This is a genomic window from Nostoc sp. FACHB-888 (genome assembly GCF_014696655.1).
Lineage (GTDB): Bacteria > Cyanobacteriota > Cyanobacteriia > Cyanobacteriales > Nostocaceae > Nostoc.
The window spans coordinates 1-5,210 of sequence record NZ_JACJQM010000251.1 but is presented as its reverse complement, the minus strand read 5'-3'; the positions used below and the strand labels follow the sequence as shown (position 1 = coordinate 5,210).

General features: G+C 40.5%; 3 protein-coding genes and 1 pseudogene. 2 read left to right on the top strand and 2 right to left on the bottom strand.

All coding sequences use genetic code 11. The features are described 5' to 3' along the window. Nucleotides 1–298 precede the first annotated feature (298 nt). A complete protein-coding gene (locus tag H6G26_RS38165; RefSeq protein ID WP_190736895.1) occupies nt 299–2,476 on the top strand; it encodes a pentapeptide repeat-containing protein in 2,178 nt (725 codons plus the stop codon). A gap of 88 nt (nt 2,477–2,564) precedes the next feature. Next, nucleotides 2,565–3,761 (top strand): hypothetical protein, encoded by a 1,197-nt coding sequence (locus H6G26_RS38160; RefSeq protein ID WP_190736893.1) that lies wholly within the window; start codon nt 2,565–2,567, stop codon nt 3,759–3,761. Between the two features lie 19 nt (nt 3,762–3,780). Here the strand turns inward: H6G26_RS38160 and H6G26_RS38155 are convergent, their stop codons facing one another. Together H6G26_RS38155 and H6G26_RS43460 are read right to left on the bottom strand one after the other, a co-directional pair. Beyond that, nucleotides 3,781–4,932, bottom strand: a complete 1,152-nt coding sequence (locus H6G26_RS38155; protein ID WP_242054269.1) for a DNA cytosine methyltransferase — start codon at nt 4,930–4,932, stop codon at nt 3,781–3,783. Nucleotides 4,933–5,010: 78 nt separating this feature from the next. After that, nucleotides 5,011–5,210 (bottom strand): annotated as a pseudogene (locus H6G26_RS43460) (hypothetical protein); the annotation flags it as partial.

Here is a 5,210-nt window from a genome sequence, read left to right as displayed (position 1 = left end):
TAAATTACAAAACTTGAACTGAAGAGTATTACATAGCGAACGAATTATATGTAAAACATGGACAAGATTTTAAAAGTCCTTTATTTAATTCCTCTTTTGAAACACTGCTCTGGCCATGACCCAGGGCAGTTTTTTATTGTACAGGTGGGCTTCTTTGAGTTAAGCACCCGTTGTCAGCAATTGCAATTCTTGTGTAGTGCGTTGTTTAACCGCCGCAAGAGTCAGATTGCGCGGAGAGTCCGTAAAAGGGCATATTCTAGTTGTAGCAAACATAATCTGTCATATTTTATAGTTAGCCATGCTTCAAGACTTCTCTGGTCAAAATCTCAGAGGTCGTTCTTTCAAAGGTCAAAACCTTGTAGGGGCAAATTTTAGCGGTGCAGATATCCGAAGCGCAGATTTTACTGGTGCGAATCTAACAGATGCAAACTTTAGTCATGCCAAAGCTGGGTTGCAAAAGTCTTGGATAGTAACTTTAATACTATTTGGACTTTTAGTATCAATTTTATCAACTTCGATGTCTGTATTTGGCAGCACTCCAACCAAAGTTAGTGTATTTACTATTTTATCTGAATCTCATACCAATACCCGCTACTTAACTTTACTAGGACAATCTGGGGTATTATTCATACTCACAATTGGATGGGGTTTCCAAATAGCTTTAGAAGCTGGAGCTATAATTCCAGTAATTACTTGGAGTTTAACGAAGATTCTAGCAATATTTAGGATTATTCCTTCAAATGAAGCTGTAGTTGCGATTCAGAGCGGTATTTTAGGTGGAGCTGTTATCGGAACATGGCTATTAGCTATAGCTGGAGTGATGGCTATTAATGTATCTATTTTAATAGTAATTGTTAGAATTAATAATCATCTAATAAACTTGATTCTAGCTGGTGCAGTTACGATAATTATTGCTATAATTGGAATTTTCAGTGTTGCGGGATGTAATCTCAAAGCATTTACTACAAGCGGTTCTGGGGTAATTGTTGCAACATGTATAGCAGTTTATGTAAGTTGGCGTATTTTACTTAAAGATAAGAAGTTCGCTTGGATTCTGAGGCTAGCAATAAACATTGTTAGCACAAGAGGTACAAGTTTTAGAAATGCTAACCTTACTAGTGCTAACTTTAATCAAGCAATCATCAATAGTACTGATTTAAGAAATGCAATAATCAAGCAGACTTGTTGGTTAAAAGCCCAAGGACTTGACTATGCTCGTATTGGCAACAGTTATCTTAAGCACTCACAAATTCAAGAACTAGTTGTCAATCAACAGGGAAAAGATAAAAAATTTAATAGCTTAAACCTTGCAGGAATCAACTTAAGTAATGTTGACTTAACAGATGCTAGCTTTATTAGAGCTAATCTTAACCATGCCAACTTGCAAAATGCTATTTTGTACAGAACGAAGTTAGTTCAAACTCAATTAGACGGCACAGATTTTACAGGTGCTACTCTCACTGGGGCATATATCCAAGACTGGGGCATTACCAGTGACACTCTTTTTGACGGGGTACGGTGCGAGTACGTTTATATGCGCCTGCCCACGAAAGAAAACCCTGACCCGTTTCGCAAGCCGGACAACAGACAGGAGGTGTTTGCTGATGGAGAGTTTGGGGATTTCATCAAACCAATCTTCGATACCCTAGATTTGTACCATAGCCAAGGAGTTGACCCACGTGCGATCGCTATCTCGTTTAAGCAGTTAGCTGAGAATCACCCCGATGCTGAACTTGAGATTGTGGCAATGGAAAAACGGGGTGAGGATAAATTTCTACTTCGTGCTAAAAGCGCAGTCAGTGCTGATAAATCCGAACTTAATGCAGAATATTTTGATACTTATAATGAGATAAAAGCCCTGCCAGAGCAGGAAATTAAATTACTTTTAGCAGAAAAAGATAGCAGAATTCGTAGTTTAGAAATTTTTGTAAATCAGGCGCTACAACGCCCTAGCTTTTATTCAAGTACTCAAATACAAGAGGTTGGCAGTATGAATTCTAATCAAGGTGGAATTAACCAAAGTGCAAATAATAGCCAATTTGGTCAAGGACAACAAGCAGCGCAAGGAGATGCGAGCCAGCAATCGATGAGTAATAACGAGAACTACAAAACTAAATACGACCAAAGAAATGCCAACATTGGCGGTTTTGTTGACACTGCCCAATCCGGTAGCCAGCAGACATTCAATCAAAATATTTCTGCACCCGAACAAAAACAAAACCTTGCAGAAGCCGCAGCAGAAATTCAGCAGCTACTGGAGCAATTAAGCCAATCTTACCCTACTAATACAATGTCTGGAAAAATGGCATTAGCTACAGAAGCTATTCAACAGATTGAAAATAATCCAACTTTAATGCAGAAAACAATCAGTGCGTTAAGTGCAGGGGGTACAGCTGCTCTAGATCAACTCCTCAGCCATCCCGCAGCAAGCTTTGTTATTGCTGCTTTAGATAATTGGAATATGAACTCCCAGTAAGTATTAACGTTAATAAAAAACACCAAACCCGTTTAAGATAATCTTGGTTTGGTGTTAATCAAAGTTATAGTGCTAACAACATTTTACTATGAACCAGTCAGAAGATTCTGATAATCAACCATCTTTGCCTGAGCCAAGGATAACACAGCAGGCTAATGATTCAAGATTTAGTGGTGGACAGCAAGCTGCAATAGGTCAAGGTAATATCCAAATTCAGGGGGATAATAATTGGTTGGGTAATACCTACATTCACCTTGGGCAGCAGACGACGGCATCAGGTAATTCAGTCCAATCACAGAATAAACGGCAGCGAACGCAGCAAGAGAGAGAGTCACTCGACCAAGCTTACACCCTCCAAAGCCAGAAAGTGGCAAAGATACGAATCGCCTTAGTTATTGAAACTGACCCATCACGTAAGTTTCAATACGAACAGCAAATTAAAAATGAGGAGACTGAGCTTAAAAGACTTACTGACAGGCTAGATGAAATTGAAGAGCAATTACAATCAGCCCAGTCTATACCTGCAATCTCTGAGCCTAAAAGCATACAACAGAAAAATATGATTGTAAATGGGCAGCATCAGGAGAAACTATTAAATTGGAGCAAAGAAGATAGCATTAATTTTGTTGCTGATAGATTTGCGAAAGCATTTCCAGGTTCACGAGGCTTAGAAGTGTTTGAATCATCTACTGAAGCAGTCAAAAGATTAGCTATTTTATTAGAGGAACCTTTAGTATTTCAACACCTTTCTCCGTTTTGGTGGGTTAGAGGCTTAGAAAATTGCCAGATAAGTAATTTTAAAATTTTAAATGACGGTATAGTTATTCTCAATAATTTTCAAGAACTAAAAATTAATAAAATTGCAGTGTTTCGCTCTGTAGCCAATGATCACTGCTTTGTATATGTTGAGACTGAACCAATGGAACCAATTGGCCTTTACTCATATTCAGTAGAAAGAATTCAAAATGGTCAAAAAAAACTGGAATATTTTTCTGAAGAATTTGGAATTTATGAAGGAAAACATTTTATTACAAGAGCAGAGTACGATGATCGTGCTTGTATAATTAATAAAGAAATTATCGATTTAGAAAATTCCAAAACTGAATTAAGATTTAGATATCTAACTCCATATAACTTGGTTATCTGTGGTAATTATTCTTCAATAATTCATCCCTTATTTGACTCTACCCGTGAAAAAACATTGGATCAAATCCTTAATGGTAGTTCAAATATAGAATTATTGGTAAAACAAGTCACTGCGCTCCCCAGGGTTAAGCGCATTTGATAAATTTGGACAAGGTTAGTCATACAATTGCAGCTTTCAAAATACTTTGTGCCGACATGAATAATTGGCTTGCAAAACTGGGAGGCACAGAGTAGCCGATAATTGACCCAGCCGTAGCAGTTTCGTTGGGAAACTCGTACCAACTGGGAAACCCTTGCAAGATTGCAGCCCCTTCAATAGACAAAGACTTGACCGTACCATCCGGCAACCAGATATCAGCGAACTTACTACGGTTACAGCCTTTGTGATCGGTGAAGTGCGATCGCAGAATGGTGTTACAAGGTAAATGTCCAGGTTTATATTTGGACTGTGTACGCCCCCTAACTCTTTCTATTAGCAGTGGTGTTGGCGCATTCCCGGCTAAAAATTTCTCCAAAGCTTGTTGCTGCTTGAGCAGTAGTTGAGAGTCAGGCATTGTGGGGATTAGATGCGCGATCGCCCCATACCAACCACAAGGTGTAGCTCCCGTAGGTAGGGCAACCCGAAACCCCCGACTTGCAATCAGGACTAACCGCCGCCGCGCCTGGGGCAGTCCGAAGTCAGCCATGTTGACCACGCTGTAATCGACCGAGTACCCCTCAAGTTCCAAAGCATCCAGGATGATGGCAAAACTCTGACTGTTCTGATAGCGCGGCACATTCTCTAGCGTAAACACCCGTGGCTGCAACTGTCGGATTGCTTCTGCTACTGCGATCGCAGCACTCAGGTCGTCAGCCGTTTCAATGCCTTTTCCCGCCTTAGCTGTGTGAGCTTGGCTGAAGTTGGCGCACACCGGAGAGGCATGGAGGTAATCGGGGCGGTGGGGAAAACCTAGAAATCCTAACCGTGCTACTTCTTGAACTGTTAGCTGGATTATTCTACAGCCGTATTCGTTAAAGTTGTGGTGATGGGTTTTGGCGATCGCCCTGCTCAAGTCTGGTTTGGTGGGGTCAAATTCCACTACAATGACTGGGCGAATCCCGGCTTCAACCATCCCCGCTTCAATCCCGCCGCCACCCGCGAAAAGTACTACAGCGATCGGGGCATCATCTGGCAGAACTGGTTTTATTTTTGTATTATCAAAATTTTTGCAGACATCTAATTTTGGTAATGTTTTTTTGGTTTTCGCTTTTTTGATAAAGGCGATGATATTCTCTCGCGTTGCCCTCTCTTGTTGCAGTGTCCGAATCATTGGAACAGCGCCAGGGGGAATTGAACCTATACTTTTACCTTTCCATGCCCCGTTTATCTTCTCTTTCCAATTGAATGCCTATCGCCAATGAAAGGGATTATTCGGGTCACGTTCACCAATCACACGGGGATAAGAAACAGTCTTCCCATCAAGTAGCTTTTTAGTTTCGAGGTACTGATAAAGACAACCGACTGATTCCCCCTGTGAGGTTTTGACCGCTTTCTCTAAGAATTTTTCGGGTATTGCAGACAACTCAGCTATTACTGATTTAGTCATGC

Bases quoted from the DNA above. Each gene is read 5' to 3' on its own strand.
- H6G26_RS38165 (WP_190736895.1), top strand. From the start codon at position 299: ATGCTTCAAGACTTCTCTGGTCAAAATCTCAGAGGTCGTTCTTTCAAA.
- H6G26_RS38160 (WP_190736893.1), top strand. From the start codon at position 2,565: ATGAACCAGTCAGAAGATTCTGATAATCAACCATCTTTGCCTGAGCCA.
- H6G26_RS38155 (WP_242054269.1), bottom strand. From the start codon at position 4,932: ATGATTCGGACACTGCAACAAGAGAGGGCAACGCGAGAGAATATCATC.